This is a genomic window from Streptomyces sp. NPDC034037, assembly GCF_055575715.1.
On record NZ_JBVISC010000001.1, the window covers coordinates 193115 to 211399 of the forward strand.

15 protein-coding genes are annotated in these 18285 nt (G+C 74.6%); 7 read left to right on the top strand and 8 right to left on the bottom strand.

Annotated features, from left to right (window positions below; translation table 11 throughout):
- Positions 1-201 precede the first annotated feature (201 nt).
- Complete coding sequence (locus ACZ516_RS00960; protein WP_469007896.1) at positions 202-633, top strand: hypothetical protein; 432 nt, start codon at positions 202-204, stop codon at positions 631-633.
- Positions 634-668: 35 nt separating this feature from the next.
- On the opposite strand, the gene ACZ516_RS00965 is transcribed toward ACZ516_RS00960, so the two are convergent.
- The 3 genes from ACZ516_RS00965 to ACZ516_RS00975 all read right to left on the bottom strand — a co-directional run bounded on the left by ACZ516_RS00965 (position 669) and on the right by ACZ516_RS00975 (position 2986).
- Entirely contained in the window at positions 669-881 is a 213-nt protein-coding gene (locus ACZ516_RS00965) for a hypothetical protein (RefSeq protein ID WP_358586358.1), read from the bottom strand.
- 174 nt (positions 882-1055) lie between these two features.
- Positions 1056-1739: a DUF899 domain-containing protein gene (locus tag ACZ516_RS00970; protein WP_361084478.1), complete on the bottom strand. Its 684-nt coding sequence runs from the start codon at positions 1737-1739 to the stop codon at positions 1056-1058.
- A 161-nt stretch (positions 1740-1900) separates the two neighbouring features.
- On the bottom strand, positions 1901-2986 hold the full coding sequence (locus ACZ516_RS00975) for a phosphatidylinositol-specific phospholipase C domain-containing protein (RefSeq protein WP_469007898.1): 1086 nt from the start codon (positions 2984-2986) through the stop codon (positions 1901-1903).
- Between the two features lie 238 nt (positions 2987-3224).
- Here ACZ516_RS00975 and ACZ516_RS00980 point away from each other — a divergent pair, with 238 nt between their 5' ends.
- Both ACZ516_RS00980 and ACZ516_RS00985 read left to right on the top strand, forming a co-directional pair.
- Positions 3225-3719: a DUF3574 domain-containing protein gene (locus tag ACZ516_RS00980; protein ID WP_469007899.1), complete on the top strand. Its 495-nt coding sequence runs from the start codon at positions 3225-3227 to the stop codon at positions 3717-3719.
- Positions 3720-4221: 502 nt separating this feature from the next.
- Complete coding sequence (locus tag ACZ516_RS00985; RefSeq protein ID WP_358913929.1) at positions 4222-4806, top strand: DUF4291 domain-containing protein; 585 nt, start codon at positions 4222-4224, stop codon at positions 4804-4806.
- 7 nt (positions 4807-4813) lie between these two features.
- On the opposite strand, the gene ACZ516_RS00990 is transcribed toward ACZ516_RS00985, so the two are convergent.
- Entirely contained in the window at positions 4814-6580 is a 1767-nt protein-coding gene (locus ACZ516_RS00990; protein ID WP_469007901.1) for an SWIM zinc finger family protein, read from the bottom strand.
- Positions 6577-9504 carry a DEAD/DEAH box helicase gene (locus tag ACZ516_RS00995; protein ID WP_469007902.1) on the bottom strand — a complete coding sequence of 976 codons (2928 nt, stop codon included), beginning with the start codon at positions 9502-9504 and terminating at the stop codon, positions 6577-6579. Before ACZ516_RS00995 ends, ACZ516_RS00990 begins: the two co-directional genes overlap by 4 nt.
- A gap of 681 nt (positions 9505-10185) precedes the next feature.
- Here ACZ516_RS00995 and ACZ516_RS01000 point away from each other — a divergent pair.
- The 4 genes from ACZ516_RS01000 (at position 10186) to ACZ516_RS01015 (ending at position 14109) form a co-directional block, all read left to right on the top strand.
- Positions 10186-11172, top strand: coding sequence for a metallophosphoesterase family protein (locus tag ACZ516_RS01000; RefSeq protein WP_469007903.1), 987 nt, complete (start codon positions 10186-10188; stop codon positions 11170-11172).
- 13 nt (positions 11173-11185) lie between these two features.
- Positions 11186-12517, top strand: a complete 1332-nt coding sequence (locus ACZ516_RS01005) for an MFS transporter (protein WP_469007905.1) — start codon at positions 11186-11188, stop codon at positions 12515-12517.
- Positions 12514-13533 carry a TolB-like translocation protein gene (locus ACZ516_RS01010; protein WP_469007906.1) on the top strand — a complete coding sequence of 340 codons (1020 nt, stop codon included), beginning with the start codon at positions 12514-12516 and terminating at the stop codon, positions 13531-13533. The genes ACZ516_RS01005 and ACZ516_RS01010 overlap by 4 nt, the downstream gene beginning before the upstream one ends.
- Positions 13534-13656: 123 nt before the next feature.
- Positions 13657-14109 carry a GNAT family N-acetyltransferase gene (locus tag ACZ516_RS01015; protein ID WP_469007907.1) on the top strand — a complete coding sequence of 151 codons (453 nt, stop codon included), beginning with the start codon at positions 13657-13659 and terminating at the stop codon, positions 14107-14109.
- 173 nt (positions 14110-14282) lie between these two features.
- Here ACZ516_RS01015 and ACZ516_RS01020 read toward each other — a convergent pair whose 3' ends face one another.
- The 3 genes from ACZ516_RS01020 to ACZ516_RS01030 form a co-directional block, all read right to left on the bottom strand.
- Positions 14283-15281, bottom strand: coding sequence for a glycoside hydrolase family 6 protein (locus ACZ516_RS01020; RefSeq protein WP_469007909.1), 999 nt, complete (start codon positions 15279-15281; stop codon positions 14283-14285).
- 816 nt (positions 15282-16097) lie between these two features.
- Positions 16098-17051, bottom strand: coding sequence for a prolyl aminopeptidase (pip, locus tag ACZ516_RS01025; protein ID WP_469007910.1), 954 nt, complete (start codon positions 17049-17051; stop codon positions 16098-16100).
- A gap of 19 nt (positions 17052-17070) precedes the next feature.
- Positions 17071-18261: an MFS transporter gene (locus ACZ516_RS01030; protein ID WP_469007911.1), complete on the bottom strand. Its 1191-nt coding sequence runs from the start codon at positions 18259-18261 to the stop codon at positions 17071-17073.
- Positions 18262-18285 lie beyond the last annotated feature (24 nt).

The window sequence follows — 18285 nt, forward strand, 5'->3', positions numbered from 1 at the left end:
GCGCGGACCGAGTGACGGCGCGCACGGCGTGTGCGCGTGGACCGAGTGACGGCGCGCACGGCGTGTGCGCGTGGACCGAGTGACGGCGCGGCCGGACCAGCGGCGCCGGCGCGTGCGGGAACGCGTGCGCGGGGAAACGGGTGAGTCGAGCGTGGCAGTGATGCGGGCGGGGGGCATGTGAGCGCGGGTACGGTGCGGCCGTTGGAACTGAACACCTTGGTCCGTCTCTCCCGGCGGCGTAGGCACGCCGGGGATCTGCCACCGCCGCCCGTGCGGCTCGACCTGCCGGCGGGGATGACCGAACCGCTCGGCTGCGACGCGGTGGCCGTCCCCGCGTCCCTCGGCCCCCGCCTGATGTCCCGACTGCCCCGCGTGGGGTGCGTGTACGAGGACGGGCCGCGCTGGTGGTGGATCGTTCCCGCGGACTCCGACGTCGCCATGGAGTGGCCCGCGCCGGTCGCCTACTCCGCGGGCGCGGTCGTACGGGACGGCGGGCACCGGCCCCCCGTCCTGATCAACCGGCCGGAGGGCGACGTCCCCTACACCCCGCCGATCCCGCTGTACCTGGCGCTGTGCCGGGCGACGGGGACGACGCCGGGGTGGTCACGGACGGGGGCCGTCCCGCCGCGCTGAGCGGAAGCCGGCTCCGGCGCGCCCTGTGACGCGGGTCACGCCCGTGCCGCGCGGGCCTCCCCGGGCTCGCGCACGATCACCAGGAAGGCGTCCGAGGCGAGGTCCATCACGACCTCCGCCCGCTGCCCCTCCTGGCGGCGGGCGTGGGCGAAGTCCTCCGCGGGCCACGAGCCGCGGGGCCCGCCCGCGGGAAACCTCCGCAGCACCACGCGCCGGTTCACCCTGTCCGCGTTCACGTTCGTGTTCATGCCTGTCCCCCGTGCGGTTCGTCCGGTTCTGCTGTGGAGAACGCGCGTCGGGCCCCCAAGGGCTCGCGACGTAACCGAACCGACACCGAGTCGAGGCGTTTCCAGGGTTCTCCCGGGGTTCTCCCGGGCTTCTGCCGGGGCCGCGCCCCTCAGTCCTGCCGGGGGCCGGGGACCTCAGTCCTCGTACTCGTCGTGGTAGCGCACCCGGGCGCTGCCCGCCGGGGCGCCGAGCGCCGACGAGCGCCCCTTCGGCTCCTCCCACTCCTCCTGGCGGCCGAGCGCGGTGAGGTCCAGGAGGCTGGTCGTGGAGCCGATGCCGTCCAGACCCCGGGCGAACGTCGCGTACGTGTGGTGGATCCGGTCGCCGTCGCGCAGGAAGCAGTTGATCGCGGGCACGTCGTACGGCTCCTCGTCGAAGGACGCCTGGAAGTCGTGGTTGAAGTCGCCGCCGTTGGTCGAATACCAGGGCACCGTCCAGCCCATGCGCGCCTTGAAGGTGAGCAGCGCGGTGTACGGCGCGCGGGAGACGGCGACGAAGTTCGTGCCCCGGGCCCGTAGATGCGAGAGGTGCCCGATCTGGTCGAGGAACGCGGAACAGCTGCGGCAGCCCGCGTCCCACTCCGGGGCGAACATGAAGTGATAGACGATCAGCTGCTCGCGGCCGTCGAAGAGGTCGAGCAGGGTCGCCTTCCCGTCGGAGCCGTCGAAGTAGTACTCCTTGTCGACCTCCACCATCGGCAGTTCGCGGCGCGCGGCGTTGAGCGCGTCGCGCGCGCGGGTGGCGGCCTTCTCCCTGGCCAGCAACCGCGCACGTGCGACGAGCCACTCCTCGCGTGTGACGACGTCCGGAAGTCCCATGGTGTGTCTCCTCCACCCTTCGGGCGCGTACTTCGGCGAAGGGTGGACCGGCGGGGTGCGCGGAACTCATCGCCCGGCGGCGGGAAACACGGGAAAAAGTTGCGGACTCCCTTGCGCCGCAGGTCAGCCGGGTGTCGTACGACCGACCTGTGCGGCCCGGTTCAGCCGCGCGGCAGGACCGTCGAGAGGACCCCCGGCAGCGGGTACCAGTCGGCCGACACGATGCTGGCGTGCCGGCGGGCCAGCAGGGCGACCCGCTCCTGGGCCTGTGCCTCGGTGGGGCGGGTCCCGTCGATGGCGGGGGCCACGTTGTGGGCGTCGGTCATGACGACGAGATAGCGCCGGTCGGCGTACCACCGCGTGTCGATGCCCCCGCCCGCGTACGCGGCGGCGTCCCCGTCGAACACCACGAACCACGGCCGGATCGACGCGTCCGCGTACCGCCCGCGTGGATCGCCCGCCTGCGCGCCCAGCACGGCGGGGAAGGCGGCGGCCCGGTCAAGGCGGCCCGCCGCGGCGAGGTCGCGCAGATGGGTGGCGTACTCGCGGTCGGTCCACAGGGTGTCGGCGGGATTGCCCTGCTCGACGGTGCCGGGGATCAGCTCGACCACGAACTTCCCGGCCAGCTCGGCGCGGCTCGGCCAGCCCTTGTCCCGCACGGCGTCGTCGAGGGTGGCGTGTCCGGCGGCGAGCCGGCCCGGCCGGTACACGGCGTCACCGAGCACGCTCGTCAGGAGCGCGTCGAGGTCGGCGGGGCCGCGCCCGTACCTGCCCTGGAAGCCGTCCTTCAGTTCGACCTTCACCAGGAGGGGCCGGTGGCCGGGGTGGGCGTCGTGCCAGGCCCGTATGTCCCGCAGGCAGCCGGCGAGGCTCTGGTTGCGGGACTTGGTGCGCAGTTCGCCGGGGTTCTGGGCGTTCTCGCAGTTGTTGTCGTTGCCGACCGGGTTGCTGTGCGAGACCCGCCAGCCACCGCCGAACACGTTGGTCCAGACGTCCAGTTCGAGCATCGCCGCGCCCGAGTCGAGGGCGTCGGCGAAGTAGGGGTACTTCGCCTTCTCGTACGCGTTGTGCAGGCCGACGCCGGTCGTGGCCGCGTACGCGGAGTCCGGCGCGGGGTCCTCGGCGCCGACCGCGGTGCCCGTGCCGCCCCCGAGGACGCTCCAGGCGGCGACGGCTCCCACCAGCAGCCCCACCACTTTGCCGCGCACCGCCACGCCCACCGCCCCCTCACGTACCGCTTCCGTCAAGTGAGGGGCACCGTAGGGGAGTCGGGTGACGTGTGGGAAGACGGCGTCTTACGGCTTCGGGCGCCCCGGGCCGAGCGGGACGCGGCTTCGCGCTCTCGCCGCGTCACTCGCCGGGCGGTGCTGGCGGGCCTCGCGGCGTAGCGCCCGGGGCCCGGCGGGCGAGTCCGCTACGGTGTGCGGCCGACAGGGGGCGTTCACCGGGGTGACGTCCTCGCCCGCCGCCGAAAGGGACCGCTTCATGGCCGCAACCCGTCTCTCCCGCCTCACCCGTACCCGACTCGCCGTGGCCGGCGCCGTGACGGCGGCCCTGGCGGTCGGCGCGCCGGCGGCGTACGCCTCGCTGGACGGCGGGTCACGGCCGTCCTCCTCGGCGGCGGCCGCCACGTCGACGGTCGCGCGGGGCAAGCCCTTCACCGAGACCCGGCTGTTCTTCGGCACGGAGCGCCCCGACGGCGGACCGGCGGTCACCGACAAGCAGTTCATGGCCTTCGTCGACAAAGAGGTCACGCCGGGCTTTCCCGACGGACTGACCATCCAGGACGGGCGCGGGCAGTGGCGCGACTCCCACGGCAGGATCGAGCGCGAACGCTCGTACGAACTGATCCTGCTGTACCCGACGGGCGAGGCCCGCGAGCGGGACGCCTTGATCGAGGAGATCCGCAGCGATTACGAGAAGGCGTTCGCGCAGGACTCGGTCGCACGGCTCGACGAGCGAACCCGGGCGGACTTCTGAGCGGGGCTTTTGGGCGGGGGGCTTTGGGGCGGGGCGGGCTGCTGGGCCGGGCAGGCCTCTGGGCCGGGCGGCCCTCTGGGCCCGGCAGGCCTCTCGGCCCGGCAGGCCTCTGGACCGAGCAGGCCTCTCGGCCCGGCAGGCCTCTCGGCCCGGCGGGCCACTGGGCCAGGCAGGCCACTGGGCCGGGCACAATTCTCGGCCGGGCAGGCTTGGGCCGGGCAGGCTTGGGCCGGGCAGGCCTCTGGGCCGGGCAGGCCTCTCGGCCGGGGCGGACCCTGGGCCGGGCAGGCCTCTCGGCCGGGGCGGACCCTGGGCCGGGCAGGCCTCTCGGCCGGGGCGGACCCTGGGCCGGGGACGAACCCTCGACCGGACTGGCCCCTCGGCCGGGCAGGCTTCTCGGCCGGGCGGGCTTCTCGGCCGGGCGGGCTTTGGGGCGGGGCGGGCTTGGGGCGGGGCGCAATTCGCTGGCGGATTGCCGGCCGTACCGCCAGGCTGGGCTGCCATGACGCACCAGATCCGCGCCCTGCACACCGACTCGACCCTCACCGTCTACCAGGCGTACGACCCCTCGATCGGCCTCCCCGCTGCCCGCACCGGCCGCTTCCCCGCCGCCTGGAAACGGGACCGCATGACGTGGATCAAGCCGTCCTTCCTCTGGATGATGTACCGCTGCGGCTGGGCCCTGAAGGAGGGTCAGCAGACGGTTCTGGCCGTCGAGATCACGCGCGAGGGCTTCGACTGGGCGCTGCGCCACGCGTGCCTCTCCCACTACGCGCCCGACGTGCACCCCGACCAAGCCGCCTGGAAACGCGCCCTGCGCGAGTCTCCCGCCCGCGTCCAATGGGACCCGGAGCGCGACCTGCGCCTCGCCCCGCTCCCCCACCGCTCCCTGCAGCTGGGCCTGGCGGGCGAGGCGGCCCGCCGTTACGCGGACGAGTGGACGGTGTCGATCACGGACGTCACCGACCGCGCCCACGCGATCCACGCCCTCGTACGCGACGGCGACCTCACCGCGGCCGCGCGGCTCCTCCCCCTCGAACGCCCCTATCCGACGCCCGGCGACCTCCTGGCGCACCTGGCCGCCTGAGACGCCCTCAGCTCCCGAGCACCGCCGTGAGCGCCCCCACCACGTCCCTGTCCGCCTCTCCCTCCGGCCACCAGTCGTCCGCGCCCGGGTCGCTGCGGTAGGGGTACCAGCGGCCGTCGTGACCGTAGCGGAGCTGGAGGGAGGCGTCCTGGTTCGTCAGGGTGTTGTGGTGGATCGTCATCCGGGGGAGGTCCGCCTCGGCCAGGGCGCCCCGGGCGCGGTCGAAGGGGCCCGCCGGGGGGTCCCAGGGGGTTTCCAGGACCGCCAGGCCCTCCTCGCCGCCCTGCCGCCAGGCCGCCGCCGCCCGGGAGAGGTCGGCCGGGGTGCTGCCCACCGAGCGGGCCAGTGCGGCGAATTGGCGGCTGAAGGTGCGGCGGCCCGTGAGACCGGGATGGGAGGCCGCGAGGCGGACCGCGTCGTGCCAGGGGGAGGCGGCCGTGAAGGGGTCCGTGCCCGCGGTGAGGAAGGCGAGGGCCCGGGCCGCCGCGTCCGTGATCAGGAACTCCAGCGACGCCGCGTCCGGCGCGCCGGGGAGGGAGGGCAGCACCGGAGGCTCGCCCGGGTGCGGCGGGGGCGGCAGCGGGGGCGGGGGCGCCGGGCGGTACTCCGCGGCCAGCGCGTCCCGGGCCGGGATGCCGGGCAGGGGTACGAGGAGGCCTGCCTCCCCGGCCCCGGAGGCGACGGGCGTGGAGTCGGCCGACGGGGTGGTGACGGAGCGGGACGCGGTGGATCCGGGGGCGGTGGACCCGGGGCCGGTGGATCCGGGGGCGGTGGATCCGGGCTCGGTGGACCCCGGGGCAGTGGGCCCGGGCGCGGTGGACCTGAGGGCGGTGGACCCGGGGGCGGGTGACGCGGGGGCAGTGGCTCCCGAAGCAGTGGACCCGAGGGCCGTAGATCCGGGGGCGGTTGACCCGGGAGCAGTGGACCTGAGGGCGGTGGACCCGGGGGCGGGTGACGCGGGGGCGGTAGCCCCCGAGGCAGTGGACCCGAGGGCCGTGGATCCGGGGGCGGTTGACCCGGGCACGGTGGACCCGCGGGCGGTGGACCCGCAGGCAGCAGACCCCGAGGCGGTGGGCCCGGAGTCGGGCGTGATGAAGGCGGGGGTGGCGAGGGTCGACTGTTGTTCCGCCGCCGCCATGCGCGCGTTGCGGCGGGACAGCTCGTCCAGGAGGTCCTGCTCCTCGCCGCCGCGCAGCAGCATCAGGACGAAGGGGTCGGCGTCCAGGAGACGGGCCGTCTGATAGGCGAGGGCGGCGGCGTGCTTGCAGGGGTGCCCCCGGTCCGGGCAGGTGCAGGACGGGGCCAGCTCGCGGGCGCCCGGCAGGAGCGGGACGTCCGCGCGGTCCGCCGCCTCGGCCAGCGCGTGCGGCATGTCCTTGTCGAGCAGCGCCGCGATGTGCGCGGGGTCCGTGGCCACCGCGTCCAGGAAGCGGTCCCAGTGGGCGGGGAGCATCGTCCGCAGGCGGATCTCGGCGCGGTAGGGGCGGGGGCGGCTGCCGTGGACGTACGCCACGATGCGGCCCGGCGCGACGGTGATCGTGTCGACCGCTCCCTGGCGGGCGTACGCACGGCCGCGGACCAGACGGGCCCGGTCCAGGGCGCTCTCCTCCAGCGCGTCGATCCACGCGTTCCCCCACCACGACGTGGCGAAGGGCGCGTGGGGGTCGGGGTGCGCGGGCAGGGCGGGGAAGACGCGGCCGCTGCCCATGCGGCTCGTCTCGCTCATCCCGCTCGCCCGGCCGAGGCCGCCGCCCCGGGGAACACGTCCGTTCACGTCGTCCTCCGCAGGGCCACCAGGTCGGACAGTTCCGCGTCGGACAGCTCGGTGAGCGCGGATTCGCCGCCCTCGCCGAGTACCGCGTCCGCCAACGCCTTCTTCGCCGCGAGGAGTTCGGCGACGCGGTCCTCGACCGTGCCCTCCGTGATCAGGCGGTGCACCTGGACCGGCCGGGTCTGCCCGATGCGGTACGCGCGGTCGGTGGCCTGTTCCTCGACGGCCGGGTTCCACCAGCGGTCGTAGTGGATGACGTGTCCCGCGCGGGTGAGGTTGAGGCCGGTGCCGGCCGCCTTCAGCGACAGGAGGAAGACGGGGACCTCGCCCGACTGGAAGCGGTCCACCATCTCCTCGCGGCGCGCGACCGGCGTACCGCCGTGCAGGAGTTGGTTCGCGATGCCCCGGGACGTCAGGTGCCTCTCCAGGAGGCGGGCCATCTCCACGTACTGCGTGAAGACCAGGACGGCGCCGGCGCTCTCCGACTCCGTGAGGATCGTGTCGAGGAGCTCGTCGAGCAGCTCCAGCTTGCCGGAGCGGGGTCGCCCCGACCGCGTGGTGAGCGCGCCGTCCTTCAGATACTGCGCCGGGTGGTTGCAGATCTGCTTCAGCGCCATCAGCAGCTTCATCACCAGGCCCCGGCGGGCCATGCCGTCGGAGGCCTCGATGCGGGCCAGCGTCTCGCGCACCACCGCTTCGTAGAGCGAGGTCTGTTCGCGGGTGAGGGTGACCGGGTGGTCGGTCTCGGTCTTCGGGGGCAGTTCCGGGGCGATCCCGGGGTCCGACTTCTTGCGGCGCAGGAGGAAGGGGCGGACCAGGCGGGAGAGGCGGGCCAGCGCCTCGTCGTTCTCCGCCCGCTCGCCGCCCTCCACCAGGCGCGCGTGCCGGGCGCGGAACGCCTTCAGGGGGCCGAGGAGCCCGGGGGTCGTCCAGTCGAGCAGGGCCCACAGCTCGGAGAGGTTGTTCTCCACGGGGGTGCCGGTGAGCGCGACGCGGGCCGGGGAGGGGATGGTGCGCAGCGCCTTCGCCGTCGCCGCGTGGGGGTTCTTGACGTGCTGCGCCTCGTCGGCGACGACCAGGCCCCAGGGCCGGGCGGCCAGCTCGGGCGCGCTCGTGCGCATGGTGGCGTACGTGGTGAGCACGAAGCCGCCGGTCAGTCCGGCGAGGCTGCGGCCGGGGCCGTGGAAGCGGCGCACCGGCACGCCCGGCGCGAAGCGTTCGATCTCGCGCTGCCAGTTGCCGAGCAGCGACGCGGGGCAGACCACGAGCGTCGGGGCGGGGTGTGCCCGGTGGAGGTGGAGGGCGATCAGCGTGATCGTCTTGCCGAGGCCCATGTCGTCGGCGAGGCAGCCGCCGAGGCCGAGCGAGGTCATGCGGTCCAGCCAGGCCAGGCCCCGCAGCTGGTAGTCGCGCAGGGTCGCGTGCAGGCCGGGCGGCTGGTCGAGGGCGTCGAGGTCGTCCGTCACCCGCTCGCGCAGCCGCGCCAGGGCGCCGATGGGCACGGCGGGCACCTGTTCGCCGTCGACCTCCGCCGTGCCGGTGAGGGCGACGGACAGGGCGTCCACCGGGTCGAGCAGGCCGAGGTCGCGCTTGCGTGCCTTGCGTACGAGTTCGGGGTCGACCAGGACCCACTGGTCGCGCAGGCGGACGACGGGGCGGTGCGCCTCCGCCAGCAGGTCGAGCTCCGCCTCGGTCAGCGGCTCGGCCGGCTGGTCGCCGAACGCCAGCTGCCAGCGGAACTGGAGCAGTTGCTCCGTCTTGAAGAAGTCGAAGTTGTCGGCGGCGGTGCCGGGCGCGGGGCGGACGACCGCCGTCGCGGTGAGGCCGCGGGTCAGCTCCCTCGGCCAGTGCACGGCCACCCCCGCCGCGCCGAGCCGGCCGGCCGCGGCGCCCAGCAGGTCGTACAGCTCCTCCTCGCTCAGCGGCAGCACGTCGGGGCGCGGCCGCTCCAGGAGGCGGGCGAGCGGCGGCCACACGCGGGCGGCGCGGCGCAGGGCGAGCAGGGTGTCGACCCTGGCCCGCGGGCCGAAGTGGCCGGCGGCTTCCGCCCAGAGTCCGGGCACGTCGGTCACCAGTGAGGGGTCGGCGAGGCTGTGCACCTGGACGACGGCGGCCGCGGGGCTGGCCACCGCCGCGCGCGGCACGCCTTGGCGGGCGTCGCCTCCCTCGCCCCCGGGCGACCCTTGCGCACCGGAGCGGCCTCTTCCGGCCCCTTGGACCCCTTGGGCCTCTTGGGCCTCGGCGCCCGGCAACGCCTCCGCGTCGGGGCTCGGCTCGTCATCCCCCCGGTCGAACACCTCGTGCGCCCGCAGGTCCAGCCGCAAGGACACCCGGACCCCGGCGTCCATGCCGGCCGCGACCTCCGCCGCCCACTCCCGGGCGCCCGACAGGCGCTGCGGCTCGCGCGCCGCGAAGGGTGCGCCGACCGCGTACGCGGCCGCGGGCGTGCGGGGCAGGGCGTCCACCACCGCGTCCACGAAGGCCCTGACCAGGGCGAACGGCTCCGGCAGCAGCAGCGGGCCGGCGCCCGGCAACGGCACGGCGTGCCCCTCGGCGGGCAGGGCCGCGGCGATGGCACGCAGGTGCGTCACATCGGCCTCGTCCAGCGGGCCCGCCCGCCACGCGTCGAGGTCGCCCGCGGTGAGGCCGGGCAGCAGTCGACCGCGCGCGGCCAGGTGCAGCGCGTGCCGGGCGGCCGCGGCCCAACAGGCGGCGGCCGGGTGCGGGTGAGCGGCACGCAACAGAAGCGGCACGGCCTCCCCCACCGGCAGGAACAACGCGGACACGGTCCGGGAACGGGCACCTTTGCCGTGCCGCCGAGCCACAACAAGCTCACCCCGCCGAGCCTCGGACACCCCGGCGCCCACCACGCCCCGCCCGGCGCCAGCCGCGCCCGCGCCAAGACCATCCCGCCCGCCACGGGACACCCCCGCACCGGGACCGTCCGACCCAGCACCGGACCCACCCGCGCCAGAACCGTCCCGCCCGACGCCAGACACCCCGGCACCCGACCCGCCCCGCCCGACACCAGCCGCGCCCGCGCCAAGGCCACCCCGCCGGCCACTGGACGCCCCCGCACCGAGACCGTCCGACCCAGCACCGGACCCACCCGCGCCAAAACCACCCCGCCCGGCGCCGGGCGCCCCGGCGCCAAACGCCCCCGCCCCAAACCCGCCGTCCCCCTCGCCGCCCCCCGGCAGCTCTCCTCCGTCCGGCCTCCAGAACGCGACTCGGCCCTCCCTCGGTGCTTCCGCCGGGAGGAAGACCGCCGCGCAGGTGCGCACGAGGGAGGCCTGGTCGGGCGTCATCGCCGTCGCCACCCGCACCGTCTCCGCCGTCATCGCCGCCACCTCCCTCAGCCCCTGCTCACGCCACCGATCCCCTGCTTTCGCCACCCTAGGCGAGACCACTGACAACCCGACCGGACGTCCCTCGGGCCACCCGTCCGGCGCAGCCCGACGCCCCTGGAAAGCCGCTCAAGCACTCCCTCCCCGCACTGGAAGGAAAGTTTCCTAACAATTGCCGTCCATGTTATTGACGCGCACATGTCCGATCGCCAGGATTCCCCGAGACGGCCCGGCACCCCCACGCCAACCGAGGAGACGGACATGTCGTCCACCCCCCGCGTCACCCCCACCCGCACGCCCAACTCCCGCTCGCACAGGGCACGTTGGGGCATCCCCGTCGCCATGGGAGCCTCGCTCGCCCTCGTCGGCGGCGTGCTGCTCTGGTCCCCGGCCGGGCAGGCCGAGGCCGACGCCGCCACGGCCGCCTCCCCCGGCGCCGGGCCCCGCGCCGGCTTCACCGCGGTCGCCGCCGGTGACATCGCCGAGCAGTGCACCGCGAGCAGCAGCAGCTGCAAGCACCCCAAGACGGCGGCCCTGGTCAAGCAGATCAACCCGTCCTTCGTGATGACCATGGGCGACAACCAGTACGACGACGCGCGCCTGAAGGACTACAAGAACTACTACGACAAGACCTGGGGCGCCTTCAAGAGCAGGACCCGCCCCGTCCCGGGCAACCACGAGACGTACGACCCGGCCGGCCCGCTCAAGGGCTACAAGTCCTACTTCGGGTCCATCGCCTACCCCGACGGCAAGAGCTACTACAGCTTCGACCAGGACAACTGGCACTTCATCGCCCTCGACTCCAACAGCTTCGACGACGAGGACCAGATCGACTGGCTCAAGGACGACCTCGCCGCCAACTCCAGGAAGTGCGTGGCCGCGTACTGGCACCACCCGCTCTTCTCCTCCGGCGAGCACGGCAACGACCCCGTGGGCCGCCCGGTGTGGAAGCTGCTGCAGCAGCACAAGGCCGAGCTGGTGCTCAACGGCCACGACCACCACTACGAGCGGTTCGCGCCGCAGAACGCGGACGGCAAGGCGGATCCGAACGGCATCGTGGAGCTGCTCGGCGGCATGGGCGGCGCCCACCCGTACGACATCGAGGAGGTGCAGCCCAACAGCCAGAAGCGGATCACCAAGACCTTCGGTGTCGTCAAGCTGAACTTCACCGACACCGGGTTCTCCTGGAACCTCGTCGCCGCGGACGGCTCGACGAAGGACACCAGCCCTTCGTACGCCTGCCGCTGAGAAGACGAGCGCCATGTACCTGGCCACCACCGACGCGGTCGCCAAGGCCTCGGAGAAATCCGGGGCCCGGCGCGGCCGCGTCGCCGGACCCGTCCTCGCGCTCGGCGCGGTCAGCCTGGTCACGGACATCTCCTCCGAGATGGTCACCGCCGTCCTGCCGCTCTACTTCGTCCTCCAGCTCGGCCTCTCCCCACTGCAGTTCGGCTTCCTCGACGGCCTCTACAACGGCGTGACCGCGCTCGTGCGCCTGGCCGGCGGGTACGCCGCCGACCGGGGCGGACGCCACAAGCTCGTCGCCGGGAGCGGCTACGCACTCTCCGCGCTCTCCCGGCTCGGCCTGCTCCTCGCGGGCGGTGCCACCGCCGGCATCGGCGCGGCGCTCGCCGCCGACCGGATCGGCAAGGGCGTGCGGACCGCGCCGCGCGACGCGCTCATCTCGCTGAGCAGCCCGCCCGACGCGCTCGGCCGCGCCTTCGGCGTGCACCGGGCGATGGACACCACGGGCGCCCTGCTCGGGCCGCTGGCCGCGTTCGCCCTGCTGTGGGCGACCGCTGACGCGTACGACGCCGTGTTCGTCGTCAGCTTCTGCTTCGGGCTGCTGGGGGTGCTGACGCTGGTCGCGTTCGTGCCCGGCCACCGGGAATTCGCGCCTGGCCACCGGGAATTCGCGCCCGGCCACCGGGAGTTCGTGCCGGGGCAACGGAAGCAGGCGGCCTCGGGGCCGGTGAACCCCCGAAAAGGGGCCGGCCCGACTCCGCCGCGCGCCAAGGTGGTCGACCTGCTCCGCGTCCCGGCCTTCCGGCGCGTCCTGTTCGCCGCCTCGCTGCTCGGCGCGGCCACCATCGGTGACGCGTTCCTCTATCTGCTCCTTCAGCGGCGGCTCGACTTCGCCGTGTCGTGGTTCCCGCTGCTCCCGCTGGGTGCCGCCGCGGTCTATCTGCTGCTCGCCGTACCGGCGGGGCGGCTCGCCGACCGCGTCGGGCGCCGCGTGCCCTTCCTCGCCGGGCACGTGGCGCTCCTCGGCGGGTACGTCCTGCTGCTCGCACCCACCGACGGGCGGCTGCTCCTCGTCGGCGTACTGCTCCTCCTCGGCGTCTTCTACGCCGCCACCGACGGCGTCCTCATGGCCCTGGCGGCACCGTTCGTGCCGGGTGAGCGCCGGGCCTGCGGGATGGCCGTGCTCCAGACCGGGCAGGCCCTCGCCCGGCTGGCCGCCGCCGCCGGATTCGGCGCGGCCTGGACGCTGTGGGGCGTCGGGCCGGCGCTGACCTGCGCGGTCGTCGCCCTGGCGGTGGCGCTCGCGGGCGCGGCCGTGCTGCTCCCTCGTACGGAAAGGCCCTCATGACCGTGTCCGCTCCCCTCACCCGGCGCTCGCCGCGCTCCCGGATCGTCGCGGTCACCGTGGTCGCCGCCGTCCTCGTGGGCGTCGCCGTCGCGTACACCCTGCATGCGGCGCAGCGCGCCCGGTCGGCCGACACCACGTCGGCGTTCGGCCTGGACACGGGGCAGCTCTACTTCCGGAGCACCGAGGCGGGCGCGGGCCGCGTCGCCCGGCTCCCCGTGTCCGGCGCGGCGGCCCGCAAGGACGCCCGCACCACCGGTGGCCCGTCCTGCGAACGGTTCTACGCCGCCGCCCGCACCGGCCTGTGCCTGCAACGCCGCTCCGGGATACCGCCCAAGGCGTACGCGGTCGTCCTCGACGCACGGCTGCGCGAGAAGCGCCGCATCGCGCTGACCGGCATCCCCAACCGGGCCCGCGTCTCCGCGTCGGGCCGGATGCTGTCCTGGACGATGTTCGCCACCGGCGACTCCTACGCGGGCTCCTCCTTCTCCACCCGCACCTCGATCCTGGACACCCGCACCGGCTACCTCGTCAAGAACATGGAGGAGATCCCCCTGACCCTGCGCGGCCGCCGCTACCACGCCCCCGACGTCAACTACTGGGGCGTGACCTTCGCCGAGGACGACAACCGCTTCTACGCGACCGTCTCGACCAAGGGCCGCACCTACCTCGTGCGGGGCGACATGCGGAAGTGGGCGGCCACCGCGCTGCGCGAGAACGTCGAGTGCCCCTCCCTCTCCCCCGACAACACCCGCCTCGCCTTCAAGAAGCGCGTACGGAAGGGGACTTCACACCCGTGGCGGCTGTACGTCCTCGATCTCCGTACGCTGCGCGAACATCCGGTCGCCGAGCGGCGGAGCGTCGATGACCAGGCCGCCTGGCTGGACGACCACACCCTCGCGTACGCGCTGCCGGGCGAGGGGGGACGGAAGTCGGACATCTGGTCGGCGCCGGCCGACGGCTCGGGGAAGGCCGCGCTGCTGGTGCCGGGCGGGAGCTCACCGGCGGCGGTGCGCTGAGCCGGCGTGGCGCCGGTGGGGTGGACGTCCCCGGGGGCGCGGGCAACCGGTGCGGTGGGCGCCCCTCGGGGGCGCGGGCAAAAGGGGATGCGGCGCGCCCCCGGGTTCGCACATGATCGCTCCATGACCACCCCGATCGACCTGCGCCCGGCCACCGCTTCCGACGCCGCCGCCGTCACCGACGTCTACCTGCGCTCCTACGACGCGGCGCTGCCGACCGTGCGGCGGGCGCACTCCGACGCCGAGGTGCGGCAGTTCTTCGAGTACGTCGTCGTGCCGGGCGGCGGCACCTGGCTCGCCCGGTCGGCGGGCGAGGCCGTCGGCATGATGGTCCTCGACGGGGACGAGCTGAGCCAGCTCTACCTCGCCCCCGAGTGGCGGGGGCAGGGCATCGGCGACCGGTTCGTGGAACTGGCCAAGGACCGCAGCCCCGAGGGGCTCTGGCTGTGGACGTTCGAGATCAACGCCCCGGCCCGGCGGTTCTACGCCCGCCATGGCTTCACCGAGGAGGAACGCACGGACGGCTCGGCCAACGAGGAACATGAGCCGGACATCCGCTGCGTCTGGCGCCCCTAGGGCGTGTGGTGAAAGTCCCGTCTGCCTGGCGACGCCTGGCACGCACCCTCGCCGCGTTGTCGGGATCACCCCGATACCACCAGTATCGGGGCGACCCTCCGCCTTGCGAGCGCACGCACCAGACGCCGCCAGGCCCGCCCTGCGGGCGGACGACGCTACTTTCACCACACGCCCTAACTTCGCGCCCGGCGGGCGAGGCCCAGCGCGTACTCCGGCCACCACTGGCCGGCCTGTGGGCCGCCCCGGCAGGTGCCGTCGGACTCGCCGGGGCGTTTGATCCACAGGTACGCGTCGAGGGCGGGGTCGCCGGTCGCGGTGGTGGGCGGGGTGCCGAGCGCGCGGTCCGGCGGATTGCACCAGGCCTCGGTGCCGGTGTAGGGGCCGTTGCCGTTGCGGCTGCTGTCGACGACGAAGTGCTTGCCCCCGCCGAGCGCCGCGGCGACCCGGTGCCCGTACTCCGCGCTGACCTCGTTGGTGTGGAAGTTGGAGACGTTCAGAGCGAAGCCGTCGGCCTCGTCGATGCCGGCGCTGCGCAGCGGGGCGACCAGGCGCTGCGCCTCGGGGATCCAGCCGGCGTTGCCCGCGTCGAGGTACACCTTGGTGTGCGGGCGGCTCTTGAGGCGTCGTACGGCGTGGGCGAGCAGTTCGTAGCGCTCGGCGGCGTCCGCCCCGGGGCAGCCCGCCACCATGTGGGCGACGGCGTCCGGTTCCACGATGACGTACGCCTCCGAGGTGCCGAGGCCCGAGGCGAACTCCTCGATCCACCCGCGGTAATGGGCCGCGTCGCGGGCGCCGCCCTTGGAGTAGGCGCCGCAGTCGCGCTGCGGGATGAAATAGGCGACGAAGACGGGGGTGTGCCCCGTGATGGCCGCCGCCTGCGCGTGGGCCCGTACGACGGCGCCGGGCGCCTCCTCGCCCGGCCACACGGCCTGGGGCCGCGTCGCGATGCGGTCGATGAGCAGGGCGTCGTCGAGGCGTCCGGCCGCGCGCCACTGGGCGGCCTGCCGGGCGGCGTAACTGGTCGGGTCGACCCAGAAGACGGGTGCCGCCCCGGGCGGGGCACCCGCCGCCGTGCCACCGGTGGCGGCCGCGCCGAGGAGGAGGGCGGCGGCGACGATCAGTCGGGAGAGCGGGAATCGGGGGCGTGCGCGGCGAGAGGACGGCAGGGTCACCGGGCGGCTCCGGGCGGTCGGCGCCGGACCTGCCCGGCGCGGTTCCCCGGAGTCTGCGGGCGCCCCGCCCCCGGCCACGGCCGAACCCCCTCCGGAACCCGAAAAAACCACTCTCCCGGCGGCGTGTCCAACACGCCGCCCGCCCCAGACCGGCTCGCCTAACCCGGCCGCCGGACTGACGTCCCTCGCCCGGCCAGCGGGCCGGTGGGCCGGTGGGCCGGTCGGCCGGTGGGCTCGTCGGCCCGTTGGCCGGTGGGCCAGTGGGCTCGTGGGCTGGCCCACCCGTGGGCTGGCGGGCACATCGGCCTGGCCCCTGTCGGCCCCTGGGCTGGTGGGCCGGCGGGCCGGTGGGTCCCTGGGCCGGTGGGTCCCTGGGCTGGCGGGCTGGTGGGCCGGCGGGCACGTCGGCCGGTGAGCCCGTGGGCTGGTGGGCTGAGCCCGTGGGCTGGCGGGCACGTTGGCCGGTGCGCTCGTCGGCCTGGCGCCTGTCGGCCCCTGGGCTGGCGGGACGGTGGGCCGGTGGGTCCCTGGGCCGGTGAGCCAGTGGGCTGGCGGGCACGTCGGCCGGTGGACTCGTCGGCCTGGCGCGGCACGTCGGCCGGTGGGCCCCTGGGCCGGTGGGCCCCTGGGCCGGTGAGCCCATGGGCCGGCGGGCACGTCGGCCGGCGGACTCGTCGGCCTGGCCCCTGTCGGCCCCTGGGCCGGTGGACTGGCGGGCTCCTCGGCCTGGCGGTCCGTGGGCCGGTTGGGCCGGCCGGCTAAGTCTTCGGCCGGCCGGGGCTGGTCGCGGGCCCGGAGGGCTCGTCGGTGGGGGCGTCAGTTCGGGCGGAATCGGTCCGCCGCCCTCGTCAGTTCCGCCGCGATCCCGCGCGCCCCCGCGTTGTGGCCCGCTTCGTCCACGAGGACCAACTCCGCCTCCGGCCAGGCCCGCTGGAGCCGCCACGGGGTGCCGAGGAGGTTGCCGAAGTCCAGGGTGCCCTGGACGATCACGCCGGGGGTGCCCCGCAGGGAGGCGGCGTCGCGCAGCACGATCCCGTCGCCGCCCAGCCAGTGGTCGTGGGCGAAGTAGTGCGTGACGGTCCGGGCGAAACCGGCCCGGAAGGCCGCGTCCTCATAGCGGGGCACGGAACGCGGCGGCGCCGGCACGCACGCCGTCTCCCAGTCCGTCCAGGACCGCGCCGCGGCGGCCCGCACCGCCGGATCCGGCGACTCCAGGAGCCGGTTGTAGGCGGCGGCGAGGTCCCCGTCCCGGTCCTTTTCCGGCGCACCCCCGCGAAAGGCCCGCCACGCCTCGGGGAAGATCTTGCCGAGGCCCCGCGTCAGGAGGGCGACCTCGGCGCGGCTGCCCGTGGCGAGCCCGGTGAGGATCAGCTCCGAGACCCGGTCCGGGTGCGTCTGCGCGTACCGCAGTCCGAGCACCGACCCGAACGACACCCCCCACACCAGCCACCGCTCGATGCCCAACTGCCGCCGCAGCAGTTCGAGGTCGGCGATCAGGTGGGGGGTGGTGTTGACGCTCATGTCCGTCGCCGGGTCGCTCGCGTGCGGCGTGGAGCGGCCGCTGCCCCGCTGGTCGAGCAGCACGATCCGGTAGGCGTCGGGGTCGAAGTACCTGCGGAAGAACGGCGTGCAGCCGGAGCCGGGCCCGCCGTGCAGCACCACCGCCGGTTTGCCGAGCGGATCGCCGCAGGTCTCCCAGTACACGTGGTTGCCGTCGCCGACGTCGAGCATGCCGTGGTCGTAGGGTTCGAGGTCCGGATAGAGGCCCATCGCGGCACCCTAGGGCGTGTCAGAGCGCCTTCGTGTTGCGCATCCGCCCGTAGGCGTAGACGCACCCGGCGAGCGCGAGGTCGGACAGCAGCATGAAGCCGATGGAGTACGAGTCCTTGGCGCTGTAGATGGCGCCCATGACCAGCGGTGGGAGGAAGCCGCCGAGGCCGCCCACGGCGCCGACGATGCCGGTGACGGAGCCGACCTGCGGTTGCGGGGTGACCTGGGAGACGAGCGCGAAGACGCTGCCGCTCGCGGTGCCGAGCCCGGCGGCCATGACGAGGAAGCAGATCGTGCCGATCGGGTACAGCTTCGGGTCGAAGGCCTGGACGACGGCGAAGAGCGCGACCACGGCGAGGGCGACCGAGGTGACGGTGGCCGGGTGGATCCGGTCGGAGAGCCAGCCGCCGACGGGCCGGAAGACGACGGTGACGAGCGCGAACCCGGCCGCCTTGGTCCCTGCGTCGGTGGGCGAGAGGTCGTACCAGGTCTTCAGATACGTCGGCAGGTACACCCCGAAGGCGACGATGCCGCCGAAGCCGATGGCGTACAGCGCCGACAGCTCCCAGGTGACCCGCAGCCTGCTGGCCTGCCCGAGCCGGGTGGTGAGCGCGCTGGTGGGCACGGGCCGGTCAGGGCGGTCGGTGATGAGCAGAGCGGCGAGCACCGCGAAGGCGGCCAAGGCGATCGCCACGACGACGAAGGGCAGGTTGTCGCCGTGCTCGGCGATGCGCGGCGTGAAGTAGCCGGAGAGCGCCACGCCGCCCATGCCCATGCCGAAGACGCCGAGCGCGAAGCCCCTGCGGGCGGGCGGGAACCAGGAGTTGACGAGCGGGATGCCGATGGCGAACGTCGTCCCGCCGAGGCCCAGCAGGAAGCCGACGCCGAGCATCGCGAGGTAGCTGTTCCGGGCGGGGATGATCAGCAGGACCGGCACGATGGTCAGCGCCGAGACGAGCGGGAACATCAGCCGGGCCCCGTAGCGGTCGGTGAGGGCGCCGACCGGCACGCGGCCCAGCGAACCGACGATCACCGGCACGGCGACCAGCAGCGACTGCTCGAAGGAACTCAGCGCGAGGCGGTCCTTGAAGTCGCTGCCGAGCGGCGCCACGAGGTCCCACGCCCAGAAGGTGAGCGTGAAACCGACGGTCGCCACGGCGAGGTTGCGGTAGGCGGCCGGTGAGGGCTTGGCCGCGAGAGTCTCGTCCACGTCCTCACGCTAGGAATCCCCACC